This is a genomic window from Pasteurella skyensis, assembly GCF_013377295.1.
GTDB lineage: Bacteria > Pseudomonadota > Gammaproteobacteria > Enterobacterales > Pasteurellaceae > Phocoenobacter > Phocoenobacter skyensis.
In genome coordinates, this window is sequence record NZ_CP016180.1 from 2,211,328 (window position 1) to 2,228,053 (window position 16,726).

Here is a 16,726-nt window from a genome sequence, read left to right on the forward strand (position 1 = left end):
GTAAACTAAATAAGCGGTTAGATTCTATTTAAAATTTGCAAATTTTTAGTAAAATCTGACCGCTTAGTAAGCAAGTATTAAGGGTATATAATGAGTTACTATTTGGGAATTGATTGTGGTGGCACTTTTATTAAAGCCTCTCTATTTGATAAAAACTTAAATATGTACAGCTGTGTTCGTGAAAATGTTGCTGTGCTTAGTGAAAAAGAGGGCTATGCAGAGCGAGATATGGTATCACTCTGGGAAAGTTGTGCAAATGTGATAAAACAAGTAATTAACACATCTCAAATTGATTCGACTAAAATTAAAGGTGTAGGCCTTTCAGCACAAGGAAAAGGCGCTTTTTTACTTGATAAACATAATCAGCCACTAGGAAGAGCTATTCTCTCTTCTGATCAACGGGCTTTAGATATTGTTAAACAATGGCAAAAAGAAGGTATTCCACAACAACTCTATCCTATTACCCGTCAAACATTATGGACAGGACACCCTGTTTCCATTCTTCGTTGGATTAAAGAGAATGAGCCAAAGCGATATCATCAAATTGGTAGTCTGTTGATGTCTCACGATTATCTTCGCTTTTGCTTAACTGACCAACTTTATTGCGAAGAAACGAATATCTCAGAATCTAATTTGTATAATATGAACACAGGAACTTATGATCCTGAGTTAGCACAATTACTGGGTATTCCTGAAATTATCAATGCATTACCTCCTATTATTGCTTCAAACCAACAAGCAGGAACTGTTACAGAGAAAGCCTCTCAACAAACTGGACTTGCGGTTGGAACTCCTGTTGTAGGTGGCTTGTTTGATGTTGTCTCAACGGCATTATGTGCAAATTTGAATGATGAAACAACGCTAAATGTGGTATTAGGCACGTGGTCTGTGGTGAGCGGTATTACTTCTCATATTGATAACTCACAGAGTTCACCTTTTGTCTATGGACGTTATGCAGATCATCAGTCTTTTATTGTACACGAAGCAAGTCCTACTTCTGCAGGAAATTTAGAGTGGTTTACACAGCAATGGAGCAATCTTAGCTATGAGGATATAAATGCAGGTATTGCTACGTTAGCACCAGCAAGCAGTTCGGTATTGTTTATTCCTTTTCTGTATGGTTCAAATACAGGGCTTGGAATGAAAGCAGGGTTTTATGGTATACAATCTTATCATACCCAATTTCATCTTTTGCAAAGCATCTATGAAGGCGTATTATTTAGTTTAATGCATCATTTAGAAAAGATGTTACAACGTTTTCCAAATGTGACTGTTTTAAGAGTAACGGGAGGTCCTACTAAATCAGATATTTGGATGCAAATGTTAGCAGATTTAACAGGAATAACCTTAGAAATTCCTCAAATTGAAGAGACGGGTTGTTTAGGTGCTGCTGTAATGGCAATGCAGCAGGGATCTTGTTTAAAAAGCATAGTGTCAGAATTAAAAATAGTGAGACCAAATCTCGATAATTTAGATGCTTACCAACAAAAATATCAACAATACAAAAAGTTAGTAAAAAAGTTACAAGATTTGAATAAATAAAAAAGTAAGCGATAAGTACTTAAAATTTGCAAAAAAATGACAAGATCTTACCGCTTAATAGAGCGTTAATTAATTAAAATTCGTTCTCTATTTTTTTCTAATGTAACTTTGCCAATGCCTGAAACATCAGTAATTTGATCTACGGTGAGAAATTTACCGTGTTTTTGTCTATGTTCAACGATGGTTTGTGCTTTTTTTACGCCAATGCCCACTAATTTATCTTTCAATTCAGAAGCGGTAGCAGTATTGATGTTGACTGTGTTTATGTGACTTTTTACTTTCACTTTTTGAGTCGTTAAAGTGGTATTAGTTTTGGTTGATTGTGATGTTTTTGTTGGGATATCTTTAGCCATAACAGCTGTTGCAAATAACCCTAAAAGTACACCTAATCCACAATTCTTTAAAAATGTCATACATATTTCCTTGTTTTGAGTAAATGGAAGAAGCACTTTATGAGAATGTATGCTGTTATTCAATTATGGCTCGTTATTTTTACGATCTTGATCGAAAAATGAATTTTTAATCCTTTTTTTTAAAAATTTGTCAAAAAAAATTATTGATTGTAAGATAAAAGTACGTGATGATTAGGCAGAAATCCTTTAAACTATGGTAATCTGCTTTATGATTTAGCAACGAGGTGTAATATGTCAGATAACAATATTCGTAATGAACAAGAATTAGAAAATATGAAAAATTTAGAAAACTCAGTTAATGAAGAGTCTAAATCGCTATTCACTGATTCTAAACCACCATTTTCTATTAATCACTCAAACGGTTCAGATACAGATTCTTTTGCAGAGTCGGTGAGTGACGATGTATCATTACATCAAGTTGAAATGCCTTTTGAACCTCAAGAGTTAGATTCTAAATTACAATCAGATCTGCCTCCTATTGCGGCAAATTTAAATACTAGTGCTAACGTAGATGCTTCCGAACGTGTTGTTTCTGCGTCCTCAAGCTCTTATAAAGAAAAAATATCACAATTAGCAAAATATAAACGTTTTTTTATAGCTCTTTTAGTCATATTATTGCTACTTGTGCTATTTTGGGCTTTAAAGCCAAATACACCTAAGACAGTAGAGGAATTAGATCAGCAAGGAAATATACCAATCAATTTTCGTCCTATTGATGAAGATGAAGCGAGGTTAGCTGAGCAGAATATAGAAATATTGAAATCACAGGATCAGGTTGATAATGATAGACAATCTACTGATGTGATTGAAACTCGTATCCAGATGGTGGAAGATGATAATACGCCTTCTGAGGAAGTACAAGTTCAAGCAATATTAAAAGCTCAGCAAGAAAGAATTGTTAAACCAAATAAAAATACAGCCACAATTAAGCATTTAACAATGAAAAGAGGTGTTTCATTAATGCAACTCTTCCGTGATCATCACATTAATATTGTGGATCTCACTAGGATGACAAAAGTAACAGGTGCAAAAAAAGTATTTAGACACTTAAATGTGGGAGATAAAGTTGTCGTTCATTTAAATAGTAAAGGTCGTGTAGCGACAATGGATATTAAAGGTGGGCAATTTGTTCGTCAGTCAAACGGTACTTATATTTATAAAAAATAATTTCAAATCAATGATGTAAGTGGTAACTTGCATCATTATCTTACAATGGGGCATTATGAATATTCTGATTATTGGACCTTCTTGGGTGGGGGATATGATGATGTCCCACTCGTTATATCAGCAACTGAAAAAAAACTATCCAAGTAGTGATATTGATGTGATGGCACCTGATTGGTGCCGTCCGTTACTTTCTCGTATGCCAGAGGTGCGAAAGGCAATTACAATGCCTCTTGGACACGGTGCATTTGAGTTACGTAAGCGGTATGATTTAGGTAAAAATTTGCAAAATCACTATGATATGGCCATTATATTACCAAATTCATTAAAATCAGCTTTTATCCCTTTGTTTGCAAAAATCCCTGTGAGGAGAGGTTGGAAAGGTGAAATGCGTTATGGCTTTTTAAATGATTTGCGTAGCAATAAAAATGATTATCCGATGATGGTGCAACGCTATGTTGCATTGGCGTATGAAAAAGATCGCATTCCACAAGCAGAGTCATTGGTTATCGCTAATCCTTATTTAACCGTGCAAAAAGAGCAAGTTGAGCAAACACTCACTCAATTTAAAAAGCAATTTGAATATGCGGACAATCGCATTTTGATTGGTTTTTGTCCTGGTGCAGAGTTTGGACCTGCAAAACGTTGGCCTCATTATCATTATGCAAAATTAGCTAACTATTTGATTAAAAAAGGGTATGGGGTTGCTCTCTTTGGTTCAGCTAAGGACAATGAGGTCGGTGAGCAAATTTGTCATACTTTGCCAGAGGAATTGCAACGTTACTGTATTAATCTTGCAGGACAAACAAACCTAAACCAAGCTGTTGATTTAATTTCAATCTGTTGTGCTGTTGTGAGTAATGACTCGGGTTTAATGCATATAGCGGCAGCATTGGATAAACCATTAGTGGCATTGTATGGCCCAACGAGTCCCCAATATACCCCTCCACTCTCAGATAAGTCAGTGATTATTCGTCTAATTGACGGGGGGTTAATTAAAATCCGTAAAGGTGAAGCAGAGGAAGGTTATCATCAAAGTTTAATTGATATTCAGCCAGAGCAAGTGTTGGGTGAATTAGAGAAGTTATTAGACTAATGAAAGTTTGTGTTGTAAAAACCTCATCAATGGGCGATGTTATTCATACATTGCCTGCATTAACTGATGCTCAAAAAGCAATACCTGATTTACACATTGATTGGGTGGTGGAGCAAGGGTTTTCAGAAATTCCACTGTGGCATAGTGCTGTTAATCAAGTGATTGAAGTCAAAATTCGTGATTGGCGGAAGAGATTGCTACAGCCTCAAATGTGGCAAGAGTGGCAAAGGTATAAAAACCAGTTACAGGCAACGCAGTACGATGCGATTATTGATGCTCAAGGTCTGTTGAAAAGTAGCGTGTTAGTTACTCGTTTAGCAAATGGCAGAAGATTTGGTTATGATAAAAAAAGTGCTAAAGAAGGGCTAAGTAGCTTATTTTATAATGAAAAATTTTCAATTGATTACCAACAACACGCTGTAGAACGAATTCGTCAACTTTTTGCTAAAAGTTTGAATTATCCTGTGCCACAACAGAGAGGAGATTATGGGATAGCGGGTAGATTAATGCAAAAATTTGCAAATTTTTCACAAGATCGTACCGCTTCCTCACTGCCTTATATTATCGCTATCCACTCAACAACTCGTGATAATAAACATTGGTTAGAAAGTTATTGGGTTGAAATCATTAAACAGATTTGTTCACAAAATATTGAGGTGCATCTTCCTTGGGGTAATCCAGAAGAAAAGTTACGAGCAGAGCGTTTAGCAACCATTTCATCATTGGTGAAAGTATTACCTAAGTGGTCATTAACCGAATTAGCAACGCATATTGCCTATAGCAAAGCGGTTATTTCAGTAGATACAGGATTAAGCCATTTAACCGCTTCACTGGATAAATTGAGTGTTGTATTATATGGCACAACAGATCCTAAATTAATTGGTACTTATGGGAAAAACCAACACCATTTATATGCTAATTCAATGGCAAAAATTACACCATCACAAGTTTTAGAGACACTGAGAGCAAATAATGGGATTTAAAAATTTACGTCGATTTTACCAAATTATTGCCACCTTTTTACGTTATGGTATTGATGAGGCGATTCCTCAACATCCTTTGACTTCGTCGATTGTTATTGGACGTAAAGGGCTATTTTGGATAAAAAATCAACATAAAAATGAAGAGTTTGGTGTGCGTTTACGATTAGTACTGGAGGAACTTGGCCCTGTATGGATTAAGTTAGGACAGATGCTCTCTACTCGTCGAGATCTATTTTCTGCTGAATTGGCGGATCAACTTGCGTTACTGCAAGATTCCGTAGAACCTTTTGATGGCGCTAAGGCTCGTGAAATTATTGAAATAGCATTAGATGGCAAGTTGGAAACGTGGTTTGACGACTTTGATGAAATAGCGCTTGCTTCGGCTTCTATTGCACAGGTACATACAGCAAAATTTAATAACACTCAGCCTTTGGCAGGTAAAGAGGTGGTATTAAAAGTTATTCGCCCTGATATTGAAGATGTTATTAAATCTGATATTGATCTAATGTATCGCTTAGCCAGTTTTATCCCTAAATTATCCCCAGAGGGTAAGCGGTTGCGTGCTGTTGAAGTTGTCAAAGAGTATGAAAAAACGCTACGTGATGAATTAGATTTATGTCGAGAAATGAATAATGCGATTCGTCTAAAAGCCAATTTTCAAGACAGTGAAGAATTATATATTCCTGAAATGTATCCTGATTTATGCCGTAAAAATGTGATCGTAATGGAGCGAATTTATGGTATCCCAGTTGCAAATATTGAAGAATTAAAAGCTAATGGTACGGATATGAAACTGCTATCCGAACGAGGGGTGCAAGTTTTTTTCACTCAGGTATTTCGAGATAGTTTTTTTCACGCAGATATGCACCCTGGTAATATTTTTGTTAACCCTAATCACCCTGAAAACCCACAGTATATTGGGATTGATTGTGGGATTGTCGGACAGCTTAATAAACACGATAAACGTTATTTAGCCGAAAGTTTTGTGGCATTTTTTAATCGTGATTACCGTCGTGTTGCCTTAATGCACGTAGAATCAGGTTGGACGCCTGAAGACACTGATATTGATGCTTTTGAACAAGCCTTTAGAGAGGTATGCGAACCTATTTTTGCTAAACCGTTATCGGAGATTTCGTTTGGTCAGGTGTTGGTAAATTTATTTAAGGTTGCACGTGACTTTAATATGGAGGTTCAGCCTCAATTAGTATTACTGCAAAAAACGTTACTTTATATTGAAGGTTTAGGTAGACAGATTTATCCAGAACTGGATTTGTGGCAAACGGCGAAACCTTTCTTACAAGAGTGGCTCGATGAGCAAGTTGGCGCAAAAGCGATGTTAAAAGATATTCAACAACGATTACCGCAATTTAGAGAGCATTTTGCTGAATTTCCAGAGGCGATGTTTAATGCTTTTCAGCAACAAAAACAGATTAATAAGCACTTGTTAGCGATTAACCAAAGCTTAGAAAAACAAGCTAAAAATAGTGAAAAACGTACTCGTTGGTGTGTGGTTGGGGCCGTGTTAATAGGGACTTTGTGGAAGTTTGATACATTACCTTTGTGGGTGAGTATTCCGCTATTAATGATTGAGTTAGGATTGTTAATCAAATAATTAAGTGGTAATTTAGTAACAGATTTTTGTAAATTTTTACTCAAATGTAACCGCTTGATGTTTTTTTATTTAAAAACTCGTATAATTGGACATCAATTTTTATTTAAAAGGAGAGTAAGTTATGGGTATTAGTATGTGGCAATTAGTGCTGATTGTTGTTGTAGTGGTGTTACTTTTTGGTACTAAAAAATTACGTACACTAGGTTCTGATTTAGGTGAATCGGTCAAAGGCTTTAAAAAAGCAATGAGTGATGAGCAAACTGAAGAAAATCAAGTTTCAAAAAAATCAGATCAAGAATAGGTTAATTTATGTTTGATATTGGTTTTTTTGAATTAGTCCTTATTTCTATTATTGGATTGGTGGTGCTAGGCCCTCAGCGATTGCCCTCTGCAATAAAAACAGTATCAGGCTGGATAAGAGCAATAAAAAATCTCGCTAATACTGTTCAAGATGAGTTTTCTGAAGAATTGAGGTTACAAGAACTACAAGAAAGTATCAAAAAAGCGGAAGAACTTAATCTAAAAAACCTTTCTCCTGAATTGAGTGAAACTATTGATGATTTAAAACGTTCAGCTAAAGAGCTCGAACAAAGTATTAAAAATGAAGATGTGAATAAAGATCTTGATAAAAATACAGTATTTGAAGATGAACTAGCAGAGTTAGCAGAAGAAGATGAAGAGGAAGAAATCATTTTTGAGGAACCGAATGATGTATCTTCACATATAAATAAATCAAAAGAGAAACAAAATGTCAGTTGAACAACCACAGCCGTTGATGACTCATCTTATTGAGCTGCGAAGCCGTTTACTACGAGCGTTCGCCTGTATTGGTATTGTTTTTGTACTGTTAGTCTTTTGGGCAAATGATATCTATGCATTGTTAGCAACACCTTTAATGGAGCAATTACCAGAAGGTGCAACGATGATTGCCACAAATGTTGCAACGCCTTTTTTAACTCCTATTAAGTTGACTATTGTCGTTTCGATGTTCCTGTCAGTACCTTATATTCTTTATCAAATATGGGCATTTATTGCTCCAGCACTGTATAAACATGAAAAACGACTTATTTATCCATTGTTACTTTCAAGTACATTATTATTTTATCTTGGTGTTGCTTTTGCTTACTATGTGGTTTTTCCGCTCGTATTTGGTTTTCTTGCTCACACCGCTCCAGAGGGAGTAACAATGGCAACAGATATTGCTAGTTATTTAGATTTCATTTTAACGATCTTTTTAGCTTTTGGTATTTGTTTTGAAGTACCAGTTGCCATTATTTTATTGTGTTGGGCTGGTATTACCACTGTTGATGATTTAAAAGAAAAGCGTCCTTATATTGTGGTTATCGCTTTTGTGATAGGAATGTTATTAACTCCACCCGATATGTTTTCACAGACATTGCTTGCCATTCCAATGATACTTTTATTTGAGGTGGGGTTGATTTGCTCTCGATTTTATGAGAAAAAACTGGTATAAATACCGTTGATGCTCGTTATTTAAATTAAAGGATACAAATATGAAAAAGTTAGTTATTTTACTTGTTGGCATTATCTTTGCTTTGCAAAGTTATGTTCAAGCGAAGTCTTGTAATGTCATTATTCATGCGAGTAAATCTCTTAAAACCACAAAAGATGAAGTACGTAAATATAAGCATTTTGATAATGTGACTATTTTAAAAAATAATGGGTGGTATCTTGTTTCTGTTGCAAGTCTTGATAAAAGTCTATCAGAAGGAATACTAGAAGAATGGAAAGAGCAAGAAATGATTCCAGAGGATAGTTTCTGTTCAGCTAAAAAATATGCAAGGGTGAATGGTAAGGCAAAGCAAGCGGTGGCGCCAGTAGCTAAAGTTAAGCATAAACCATCAAGTGTAGCGAAAGGTAAAGTTTGTAATGTTATTATCCATGCAAGTAAGTCTTTACAAACAACAAAAAAAGAAGTTCTTAAGTATAAGCATTTTGAGGATGTTTCCATCTTAAAGAATAATGGCTGGTATCTGGTTTCTGTTGCGAAACTTAATAAACAACAATCAAATGACGTATTAAAAAAATGGAAAACACAGGGGCAAATTCCACAGGATAGTTTCTGTTCTGCAGCAAGATATAGAACGGTTAATTTTAAGAGTAGTAATAAAGCGGTTCCAAAAGCGATTGAAACAGCAGAAAAAATAAATAAAAAAATGGCTCCAGCAGCCAAACCAGTGGTGCCAAAAGCAAAACAGGTTAAGCCTCAGAAAGCGACACCTAAGAATATAAAAAATAGTACTCAACCTCTGAGTCCTGATCACGCATTGGTGTTAGATTTTAATAAAAATATTAAGCAATATCAGAAAAATAAATTAAATCTTATTAATTTCTATAATAAGGCGAATAATTCGCTGGCTGTCACGTTACAATCACCAACACAGGATAATTTGTTACAGCATAAAAAATTAGTCAAAAGCTTACTTTTTGCAGAAAAGGCTTTGGTGGAATCTTACAAAGTGGTTGTTTCAAAATATCAAGCAAATGCAGATCGATTTACTAAAATTAAAGGTGTAGAGCAAATACCTGATTTCTTGAAAAATGAGAGAAATAATATTGATATAATTTCTAAAAAGATTTTAGAAATGAATCAAAGATTATGTCAAAGTAAGAGTATTAACTGTAAGTAAAAAAATAAGCAATATTTTATAAATTTATTATATTTTACTTAAGCGGTTATTTTTGCAAAAAAAGATGCGAAAGTAACCGCTTGTTTTTTCTTAAAATTAAGGAATAAAATGTTACAAGAACCTCAAAAAGCAGTGGTGATTTTTTCTGGTGGTCAAGACTCAACAACGTGCTTATTTTTAGCTATTCGTGAGTTTGGATTGAAAAATGTGGAGGTGGTTACATTCCAATATGGACAACGTCATAGTATTGAACTTAAAAAAGCAGAATGGATTGCACAGGATTTAGGTATCAAACAAACAGTTATTGATACTTCTGTTATTAAAGCAATTACCACGAATGCTCTAATGGATAATGCTGCGAAAATTGAATTAGACGGTGATAAACCTAATACCTTTGTTGATGGACGTAATGCTTTATTTCTCCTCTATACTGCGATTTATGCTAAAGGACAGGGAATAAAAACACTTTATACAGGGGTGTGTGAAACGGATTTTAGTGGCTATCCTGATTGCAGAGATGTGTTTATTAAGTCGATGAATGTCACTTTGAACCTTGCAATGGACTATAATTTTAATATTCGTACTCCTTTGATGTATCTAGATAAAAAACAAACGTGGGCGTTAGCCGATGAATTAGGTGCTTTTGATTATATTCGTGAGCATACGTATACTTGTTATATAGGGGTAGAAGGAGGTTGTGGTAAATGTCCAAGCTGTGAGTTACGTGAGCGAGGTTTAATGCAATATTTGGCTGAACGTAGTAGTCTATCCAGCAACTAAACTATTTTTGTAAATTTTTGTTAAGATCGTACCGCTTATTTTTTATTAGAGAACATTGTTATGCTAAACGTTATGCAAAAACCACTCGCTCTTTTTTTAATGGGACCTACCGCTTCAGGTAAAACGGATCTTGCCATTAAGTTACGACAGAATTTACCCGTTGAAATTATTAGTGTTGATTCTGCTTTAATTTATAAAGGAATGGATATTGGCACAGCAAAACCCTCTCAAGAAGAATTAGCCTTAGCTCCTCATCGCTTGATTGATATTATTGATCCTGCACAAAGCTACTCTGTTGCAAACTTTCGAGACGATGCATTAAAAGAAATGGCAGAAGTAACGGCTTCTGGTCGTATCCCTTTGCTGGTGGGAGGAACGATGCTTTACTATAAAGGATTGGTAGAAGGGCTTTCTCCTCTTCCCTCTTCTCAGCCTGAAATAAGAGCTGACATTCAACTAAAAGCTGAACAACAAGGGTGGGGAGAATTACATAAAGAGCTACTTAGCATTGATCCTATTGCAGGACAGCGTATTAATGAAAATGATAGTCAGCGTATTGGACGGGCTCTGGAAGTGTTTTATATTTCAGGCAGAACAATGACAGAGCTTACCGCTCAAAAAGGAGAATCATTGCCCTATGATGTACTACAATTTGCAATTACGCCACAAGATAGAGCCGTTTTACATAACCGTATTGAGCAACGTTTTCATAAAATGATAGCGTTAGGTTTTGAACAAGAAGTGGCACGATTATTCGAGCGCAAAGATTTACATATTGATTTACCCTCTATTCGGTGTGTGGGTTATCGCCAAATGTGGGAGTATTTACAAGGAGATATTTCTCTTGATGAAGCTATTTTTAAAGGAATTTGTGCCACTCGACAGCTGGCTAAACGTCAAATTACGTGGTTACGAGGTTGGAATAGTGAGATCGAATGGTTGGATAGCTTAGAATTAGATTATTCTTACAATCAAATGAAAAAGGCTATTGAGTTAAAATTATAAAAGCGTATAATTTTATTGATTAACGGTTTTTTTAATTTTTAATCATATTTATTCTTTCGTGTAAAACAATAATTAAAAGGAACGATTGTTATGGCAAAAGGTCAATCTTTACAAGATCCATATTTGAATTCACTTCGCCGTGAGCGCATTCCTGTTTCTATTTATCTCGTTAATGGAATTAAACTTCAAGGTCAAATTGAATCATTTGATCAGTTTGTGATTCTATTGAAAAATACTGTAAGTCAAATGGTGTATAAACACGCTATTTCGACAATTGTTCCAGCTCGAGCAATATCATACAATAATTCACAAAACTCGTCTCAGTCGCATAATCATACGGAATCTCAAGTTACTGCAACGAGCGCTGAATAATTTTAAAATAAGAAACATTTTGTAAAAACCAAACAGAGAGACTAATCTTTGTTTGGTTTTTTTATAGGTTTATTTTCTTTCTTTGTTAAAGCGTCTGGCTTGAGAAATTACATATCACTAAGTATTAAGAGGGAGTGATTAGTAACCTTCCGCATTAAAATCAGGTAAGAATTCGTTTGTTGCTAGACGTTTTACGACAGTATCAATTGAACCATCAGGGTGTAAAATTAATTCACGCCATCCTTGCGGAACTAAATCCAACGTAAAGTGGTGATTATTAGGTTTGAACTGGATACAGGTGGATGGTGTCGCTAAAATACGAATACCATTCCACATTCTATCCATCTCTTGATGAATATGTCCGTGTATTATTGCTTTCACCTTTTTATAAGGCTTTAATACTTCAGATAATTCGTGTGCATTACGTAAACTATGCTGATCAAGCCAAGTTGAATGGGTTGGCAGAATATTATGATGCAATGCAATTAATGTGTAATATTCATTATATTGAGTTAGTTTTTGTTCAAGCCATTGTAATTGGTAGGCATCTAAATTGCCGTGAGGCACACCATATACTTGACTATCAAGCAATAATATTTGCCATTTTTTGCCAATTAAAATGTGTTTCATTGGACTAATTTGAGGGTATTTATTCAGTACTTTTTCCATTTCTGGCTGATCGTGATTCCCCTGTAGCCAAAAAACAGGTTTTTTTAAGGGGGAAACGATTTCTGCAAAATCGTGATAACCCTGTTCATTATGATCTTGAACCAAATCACCCGTAGCGAGCACTAGCTCAAAAGGAAATTCACTGTCTAAGACAGCATCCAACACCGCGTGAAAGCTATGATAAGTATTCACGCCGAGAAGTTGCTCGTTTCTTTTTGCAAATAAATGAGTATCCGTAATTTGTAAAAGTCGGATACTTTCATTTGTATTCAAAGGATGATAAAAATAGTCCATAATTATGTTATATAAAAAAATATTCGACAATGCTATCAAATTTGTTACAAAAATCAGCTAGCAATCTTTATTTTTGTGAACTAGAGCAGATTTATTTTTTAAATTTGTGATAATTGAGTTGTAACCACTGTAATCCGAGAACTGCAATAACATTATCAATCTTGCCTTCTTCTATCCATTGGTAGGCCGTTTCACGAGAAACAATATGGACTAAAATATCTTCATTTTCTTCCTCTAAACCATAAATACCACCAACATTGGTTGTATCTACTAACCCTAAATAAATATGTAATTTTTCCACCATTCCACCAGGACTATCCCATACCGTTAAGGCGTGTTGAATATTTTCTATTTCTAATCCTGCTTCTTCTTTACTTTCACGAATAGCCACTTCTTCAGGGCTTTCATCTTTGTCTATCATTCCTGCAATTAACTCTAATAACCAAGGTGATTTTTTACTTTCAGGATCGTAGGCGCCAATTCTTATCTGTTCAATTAACACGACGTTATCTTTAACAGGATCATAGGCAATTAATGCTGAGGCGGCGCCTTTCATTAATAGTTCTCGACATACTTCACCACTCATTCCACCAGCATAAAGTTTATGACGGAAAAATACTTTCTTAAGTTCGAAGTGTCCTTTATAAACGGTTTCTTCTCGTAATATTTCAATATCTTTTTGATTAAATTGTAAAATGTTATTCATAATATTTCCTTGTTAACGTGATAAATAAGCGGTGAGATTGGATCTATTTTTTGCAATTTTCCATTGTGATGTTGTGAAACAGTGACTGTGCTGTTGGCTTCAAAAAAATAACATAAATAAAAAGAGTATTGCTTAAAAAAATGAAGCGTCCCTTTAGGGCAATAGTTGCAATAAATTGTTCTTGAAGAGGGAAAATGTTTGACGCTGTTAAGTTTTGCGATCCCTTCTCCTTGGGATTTTAGTACTGCTTCACGTAAACACCAACTTAAATAAAAATTATGTTCCAACTTTGTGGGGTCTGACAGTAATTCAGACTTTTCTTGTTCATCTGCGTAATAATCAAGTAGTGCTTTAAAACGGCGTTGTTTTTGAGGATGTTCAATATCTATTGCGACTGTTTTTTTTGTTTTAGAATAACAAAAGATAACGGCAACCCAATCACCAGAATGGCTGATATTAAAATCTACGTGAGAATGCTCTACAAAAGGGCGGCCATTTGGCATCTTTTGAATATTGTTAAGTAGATTTTTATCTAACTGATATTTTTCAAAAAGTTGTGTTAATAAAAATAATGCTGTTTGGCGACTTTTCCATTTCTGAATTTGACGAGAATTAAAATTAGGATCGATTGCAGGTACAGTTTTACTCCATAGATATTCATCATTGCGAGCAAACATAATCTCCAAGCGGTCAGATGCCATCAGTTTTTTACTCATTTTTATTATAAAAATGTCGCACTAAGTTGGAATAATTTTTCTATTTCATCAACTTGTCTTTGATCATTTAAGAATAATATTAAATGATCTCCTGCTAATATTTTTGTGCTTTTATGAGCAATGAATACGTCATTATCACGAAAGATTGCACCAACAATCGCACCTGGTGGCAATTTTAATTCCTGTACTTCTCTATCTACAACTTTAGAGGTTTCTTTATCGCCGTGTACAATAATTTCAAGCCCTTCAACCGTTCCTTGATTTAATGACGCAACTTTAACAATATCCCCTTTTCTCACATGAGTAAGTAATGTTGAAATCGTACTTTGTTGAGGAGAAATCACTAAATCAATAGCACCACCTTGAATAAGGTCTAAATATACATTACGTTGCACGAGAACGAGGGTTTTCTTTGCTCCCATTCGTTTAGCCAGTAATGCTGACATAATATTGGTTTCATCATCTTCCGTTAATGCTAAAAAAAGATCGATATTTTCGATATGTTCTTCAAATAGCAATTCTTTGTCTGATGCATTACCATTTAATACAAGGGTTTTAGAGAGTTTTTCTGCTAACTTTTCTGCTTTTTCAGCATCATTTTCAATGAGCTTCACACTACATTGATTTTCGAGGGCATTCGCTAATTTAGTACTAATATCGCCACCACCCACAATCATAATGCGCTTAGGCTGTTTTTCGAGGCGCTGTAATTCACTCATTATTGCTTTGATATGAGCTTTTTCACAGATAAAGAAGACATCATCATCGGCTTCAATAATGGTGGTAGCCTTTGGTACAATGGTTCTTCCTTGTCGAATAATAGAGATAATACGAGCCTCAATATGAGGTAAGTGATCTTTTAGTGCAGAAATAGGGTAACCAACTAAAGGACCGCCATAATAGGCCTTAATACTGACTAATGATATTCGATTATCCGCAAAATGAGCAATTTGTGATGCTCCAGAATAATCAATCAATTGGAAAATCTGCTCGGTAATTAGCAATTCAGGTGCAATGATATGATCGATAGGTAACACTTTGTTATTAAACAAAATATCACGTTCTCTTACATAGTCAGGATTACGAATGCGAGCAAGCTTAGTTGGAATTTTAAATAACGTAAATGCAATTTGACAGGCTATCATATTGGTATCATCGCTATTGGTTACCGCTACAAGTAAATCTGCGTCACTGGCTCCTGCTTCTCTTAAAATACGAGGAGAGGCACCATTGCCGTGAATAACCTGTAAATCGTGTTTGGCTTGAAGTCCTGCTAGCATTGCATCATTATCATCAATAATGGTAATTTCATTATCTCTAACTAAATTTTCAGCAAGACTTGAACCCACTTGCCCTGCACCTAAGATTATAATTTTCATATTAACTCTTTTTATTCACTATCAGTTTTTATTAACTTCGCATAAAAGAAACCGTCTCCACCCTGTGAATGAGGGAAAAATTGTTTCATCAGTGCTTTTTCACCATTAAAATTCATTTCGACTAGTTTAGCATTGTGATTATTTTCAATAAAGCGTTGAATTTGATCACAGTTCTCATCAGGCAAAATAGAACAAGTTGCATAAAGCAACGTACCGTTTGGTTTTAAACGTTGCCACATCGCATTCAGAATTTTCCCTTGAAGTTTGACTAATTCCGCAATATCACTTTCTTGACGTAACCATTTAATATCAGGATGACGGCGAATAATCCCCGTTGCGGAACAAGGAACATCCAATAAAATACGATCGAACATCACCTCTTTTTCTAACCATTGATCAGGCTGACTGGCATCACCACACACTATTTTAGCCGTTTGATTTAAGCGCTGTAAGTTCTCACTCACCCGTTTTAAACGGTTTTGCTCAATATCTAAAGCTATTACTTTAGCTTGAGGCGCTTGTTCTAAAATATGAGTGGTTTTCCCCCCTGGTGCAGCACAGGCATCTAAAATTAATTCATTATTTTGAGGTTCAAGTAATATTGCTGCCCACTGGGCGTGTCCATCTTGCACCGTTGCCCAACCTTTATCAAAATCAGGCAGTTGTGATACTGCCACAGGATGATTAAGCATAATTGCACAATCAGGCACTGCACAAGCGGTCACATCTTTATCAATTTTTGCAAAATTTTCATTTAATCGTACCGCATACTCTTCTTTTGTAGAATAGTGAGCATTCACTCGCAACCACATTGGCGGACGTTCATTATTTGCATCAATAATTTTACGCCAATTTGGATAGGCTTTTTTCAATTTATTCACCAACCAGTCAGGGTGATTAGTCTGCCAATGTTTATCTACTTTCGCCAAAATATTCTCTTGCTCTCGTAGAAACTGACGTAACACACCGTTTATCAAGCCTTTAAAACTCTCTAATTTTAATGCTTTACTTGCATTAACCACTTCGCCCACTGCTGCGTGAGTAGGCACTCGCATATATAAAATTTGGTATAATCCTACCAATAACAAGCAATGCACCAAACGTGTTTTACCTTTCAACGGCTTGGTAACTAATAAGCGGATAATCCACTCTAAACGAGACAATTCACGACATACTCCAAAAGTAATTTCTTGTACAAAAGGGACATCTTTTTCAGTCAATTTGGGTTGAGCTTCCACCATTAACGCCGAAAGGGATTGCCCTTTATCTAATACTTGTAAAATAAGCTGTGCTGCCACCGCTCGAGATGATTGTTTTTTCATTGAAACTCTATCTAAATTTATT

General features: G+C 35.3%; 18 protein-coding genes. 12 read left to right on the forward strand and 6 right to left on the reverse strand.

The window, feature by feature from the left end; genetic code table 11:
* Positions 1 to 90 precede the first annotated feature (90 nt).
* On the forward strand, positions 91 to 1,542 hold the full coding sequence (locus A6B44_RS10650; RefSeq protein ID WP_090919826.1) for an FGGY-family carbohydrate kinase: 1,452 nt from the start codon (positions 91 to 93) through the stop codon (positions 1,540 to 1,542).
* 65 nt (positions 1,543 to 1,607) lie between these two features.
* Here the strand turns inward: A6B44_RS10650 and A6B44_RS10655 are convergent, their stop codons facing one another.
* Positions 1,608 to 1,955, reverse strand: coding sequence for a ComEA family DNA-binding protein (locus A6B44_RS10655; RefSeq protein WP_246253115.1), 348 nt, complete (start codon positions 1,953 to 1,955; stop codon positions 1,608 to 1,610).
* Between the two features lie 231 nt (positions 1,956 to 2,186).
* Between A6B44_RS10655 and A6B44_RS10660 the strand changes: the two genes are divergently transcribed.
* The 11 genes from A6B44_RS10660 to hfq all read left to right on the forward strand — a co-directional run bounded on the left by A6B44_RS10660 (position 2,187) and on the right by hfq (position 11,618).
* Complete coding sequence (locus A6B44_RS10660) at positions 2,187 to 3,122, forward strand: LysM-like peptidoglycan-binding domain-containing protein (RefSeq protein WP_090919829.1); 936 nt, start codon at positions 2,187 to 2,189, stop codon at positions 3,120 to 3,122.
* 55 nt (positions 3,123 to 3,177) lie between these two features.
* Positions 3,178 to 4,215: a lipopolysaccharide heptosyltransferase II gene (waaF, locus tag A6B44_RS10665; RefSeq protein WP_090919832.1), complete on the forward strand. Its 1,038-nt coding sequence runs from the start codon at positions 3,178 to 3,180 to the stop codon at positions 4,213 to 4,215.
* Positions 4,215 to 5,198 (forward strand): lipopolysaccharide heptosyltransferase RfaC, encoded by a 984-nt coding sequence (gene rfaC, locus A6B44_RS10670; protein ID WP_090919835.1) that lies wholly within the window; start codon positions 4,215 to 4,217, stop codon positions 5,196 to 5,198. Before waaF ends, rfaC begins: the two co-directional genes overlap by 1 nt.
* Positions 5,188 to 6,810, forward strand: coding sequence for a ubiquinone biosynthesis regulatory protein kinase UbiB (ubiB, locus tag A6B44_RS10675; RefSeq protein ID WP_090919839.1), 1,623 nt, complete (start codon positions 5,188 to 5,190; stop codon positions 6,808 to 6,810). Before rfaC ends, ubiB begins: the two co-directional genes overlap by 11 nt.
* 121 nt (positions 6,811 to 6,931) lie before the next feature.
* Positions 6,932 to 7,111, forward strand: coding sequence for a twin-arginine translocase TatA/TatE family subunit (tatA, locus tag A6B44_RS10680; protein ID WP_090919843.1), 180 nt, complete (start codon positions 6,932 to 6,934; stop codon positions 7,109 to 7,111).
* 8 nt (positions 7,112 to 7,119) lie between these two features.
* Positions 7,120 to 7,569 (forward strand): Sec-independent protein translocase protein TatB, encoded by a 450-nt coding sequence (tatB, locus tag A6B44_RS10685; RefSeq protein WP_090919846.1) that lies wholly within the window; start codon positions 7,120 to 7,122, stop codon positions 7,567 to 7,569.
* Positions 7,559 to 8,284 (forward strand): twin-arginine translocase subunit TatC, encoded by a 726-nt coding sequence (gene tatC / locus A6B44_RS10690; RefSeq protein WP_090919849.1) that lies wholly within the window; start codon positions 7,559 to 7,561, stop codon positions 8,282 to 8,284. Before tatB ends, tatC begins: the two co-directional genes overlap by 11 nt.
* A gap of 40 nt (positions 8,285 to 8,324) precedes the next feature.
* The gene (locus tag A6B44_RS10695) at positions 8,325 to 9,461 is read left to right on the forward strand and encodes a hypothetical protein (RefSeq protein WP_090919853.1); all 1,137 of its coding nucleotides are present in this window, start codon (positions 8,325 to 8,327) and stop codon (positions 9,459 to 9,461) included.
* A gap of 108 nt (positions 9,462 to 9,569) precedes the next feature.
* On the forward strand, positions 9,570 to 10,241 hold the full coding sequence (gene queC, locus A6B44_RS10700) for a 7-cyano-7-deazaguanine synthase QueC (RefSeq protein ID WP_090919855.1): 672 nt from the start codon (positions 9,570 to 9,572) through the stop codon (positions 10,239 to 10,241).
* 72 nt (positions 10,242 to 10,313) lie between these two features.
* Positions 10,314 to 11,246 (forward strand): tRNA (adenosine(37)-N6)-dimethylallyltransferase MiaA, encoded by a 933-nt coding sequence (gene miaA / locus A6B44_RS10705; RefSeq protein ID WP_090920099.1) that lies wholly within the window; start codon positions 10,314 to 10,316, stop codon positions 11,244 to 11,246.
* Between the two features lie 90 nt (positions 11,247 to 11,336).
* Positions 11,337 to 11,618, forward strand: a complete 282-nt coding sequence (gene hfq / locus A6B44_RS10710) for an RNA chaperone Hfq (RefSeq protein WP_090919857.1) — start codon at positions 11,337 to 11,339, stop codon at positions 11,616 to 11,618.
* A gap of 138 nt (positions 11,619 to 11,756) precedes the next feature.
* Here hfq and cpdA read toward each other — a convergent pair whose 3' ends face one another.
* The 5 genes from cpdA to rsmB form a co-directional block, all read right to left on the reverse strand.
* The gene (gene cpdA / locus A6B44_RS10715; RefSeq protein ID WP_090919860.1) at positions 11,757 to 12,581 is read right to left on the reverse strand and encodes a 3',5'-cyclic-AMP phosphodiesterase; all 825 of its coding nucleotides are present in this window, start codon (positions 12,579 to 12,581) and stop codon (positions 11,757 to 11,759) included.
* 91 nt (positions 12,582 to 12,672) lie between these two features.
* Positions 12,673 to 13,287, reverse strand: coding sequence for an ADP-ribose diphosphatase (gene nudF, locus A6B44_RS10720; protein WP_090919863.1), 615 nt, complete (start codon positions 13,285 to 13,287; stop codon positions 12,673 to 12,675).
* Positions 13,284 to 14,003 carry a 4'-phosphopantetheinyl transferase family protein gene (locus A6B44_RS10725; protein WP_246253116.1) on the reverse strand — a complete coding sequence of 240 codons (720 nt, stop codon included), beginning with the start codon at positions 14,001 to 14,003 and terminating at the stop codon, positions 13,284 to 13,286. The genes nudF and A6B44_RS10725 overlap by 4 nt, the downstream gene beginning before the upstream one ends.
* Positions 14,004 to 14,008: 5 nt before the next feature.
* Positions 14,009 to 15,382, reverse strand: coding sequence for a Trk system potassium transporter TrkA (gene trkA / locus A6B44_RS10730; protein WP_090919869.1), 1,374 nt, complete (start codon positions 15,380 to 15,382; stop codon positions 14,009 to 14,011).
* A gap of 11 nt (positions 15,383 to 15,393) precedes the next feature.
* The gene (rsmB, locus tag A6B44_RS10735) at positions 15,394 to 16,704 is read right to left on the reverse strand and encodes a 16S rRNA (cytosine(967)-C(5))-methyltransferase RsmB (RefSeq protein ID WP_090919872.1); all 1,311 of its coding nucleotides are present in this window, start codon (positions 16,702 to 16,704) and stop codon (positions 15,394 to 15,396) included.
* Positions 16,705 to 16,726: the final 22 nt, after the last annotated feature.

Coding starts and splice junctions, on each gene's coding strand:
- A6B44_RS10650 (WP_090919826.1), top strand. CDS start 91: ATGAGTTACTATTTGGGAATTGATTGTGGTGGCACTTTTATTAAAGCC.
- A6B44_RS10655 (WP_246253115.1), bottom strand. CDS start 1,955: ATGACATTTTTAAAGAATTGTGGATTAGGTGTACTTTTAGGGTTATTT.
- A6B44_RS10660 (WP_090919829.1), top strand. CDS start 2,187: ATGTCAGATAACAATATTCGTAATGAACAAGAATTAGAAAATATGAAA.
- waaF (WP_090919832.1), top strand. CDS start 3,178: ATGAATATTCTGATTATTGGACCTTCTTGGGTGGGGGATATGATGATG.
- rfaC (WP_090919835.1), top strand. CDS start 4,215: ATGAAAGTTTGTGTTGTAAAAACCTCATCAATGGGCGATGTTATTCAT.
- ubiB (WP_090919839.1), top strand. CDS start 5,188: ATGGGATTTAAAAATTTACGTCGATTTTACCAAATTATTGCCACCTTT.
- tatA (WP_090919843.1), top strand. CDS start 6,932: ATGGGTATTAGTATGTGGCAATTAGTGCTGATTGTTGTTGTAGTGGTG.
- tatB (WP_090919846.1), top strand. CDS start 7,120: ATGTTTGATATTGGTTTTTTTGAATTAGTCCTTATTTCTATTATTGGA.
- tatC (WP_090919849.1), top strand. CDS start 7,559: ATGTCAGTTGAACAACCACAGCCGTTGATGACTCATCTTATTGAGCTG.
- A6B44_RS10695 (WP_090919853.1), top strand. CDS start 8,325: ATGAAAAAGTTAGTTATTTTACTTGTTGGCATTATCTTTGCTTTGCAA.
- queC (WP_090919855.1), top strand. CDS start 9,570: ATGTTACAAGAACCTCAAAAAGCAGTGGTGATTTTTTCTGGTGGTCAA.
- miaA (WP_090920099.1), top strand. CDS start 10,314: ATGCAAAAACCACTCGCTCTTTTTTTAATGGGACCTACCGCTTCAGGT.
- hfq (WP_090919857.1), top strand. CDS start 11,337: ATGGCAAAAGGTCAATCTTTACAAGATCCATATTTGAATTCACTTCGC.
- cpdA (WP_090919860.1), bottom strand. CDS start 12,581: ATGGACTATTTTTATCATCCTTTGAATACAAATGAAAGTATCCGACTT.
- nudF (WP_090919863.1), bottom strand. CDS start 13,287: ATGAATAACATTTTACAATTTAATCAAAAAGATATTGAAATATTACGA.
- A6B44_RS10725 (WP_246253116.1), bottom strand. CDS start 14,003: ATGAGTAAAAAACTGATGGCATCTGACCGCTTGGAGATTATGTTTGCT.
- trkA (WP_090919869.1), bottom strand. CDS start 15,382: ATGAAAATTATAATCTTAGGTGCAGGGCAAGTGGGTTCAAGTCTTGCT.
- rsmB (WP_090919872.1), bottom strand. CDS start 16,704: ATGAAAAAACAATCATCTCGAGCGGTGGCAGCACAGCTTATTTTACAA.